A 392-nucleotide genomic window follows, 5' to 3' on the forward strand; every position below is an offset into this window, starting at 1 on the left:
GTTTTGATTGACCTGACTGCACAAGTAAGCCCACAGGCGATTGATGAAAAAATTCTGATGATGGACTTGAATCTCAATGATTACTTGAGTTCCATTATCCAACTCCGCTAAGACGTCTATACTGGTATAAAAATCCTGCGCTGAGTAAGGCAGGGAAGGCAAGACGTGAATATTGCTTCCTTCTAAAATGGTCACATTTTTGGCTGGCAAGTCCAGCATATCGCGGATAAATTGACAAGTGATTTCTGGATTGCTAAAGATTTTCTTAGCAACCAAGTCATTAGTTGGGCTAATGCCCGGATGTCTTAGAATCATCCTTTTCCTCCTTTTATTATACCACAGTCTTATACTCAATGAAAATCAAAGAGCAAACTAGGAAACTAGCCGCAGGC

1 protein-coding gene is annotated in these 392 nt (G+C 40.6%); it reads right to left on the reverse strand.

What is annotated here, in order from left to right:
• A partial coding sequence (locus ADH54_RS09430; RefSeq protein WP_049524908.1) for a PD-(D/E)XK nuclease family transposase occupies positions 1–315 on the reverse strand: 315 nt, incomplete at its 3' end.
• Between the last annotated feature and the right edge of the window lie 77 nt (positions 316–392).

The organism is Streptococcus pseudopneumoniae (assembly GCF_001072315.1).
GTDB lineage: Bacteria > Bacillota > Bacilli > Lactobacillales > Streptococcaceae > Streptococcus > Streptococcus pseudopneumoniae_R.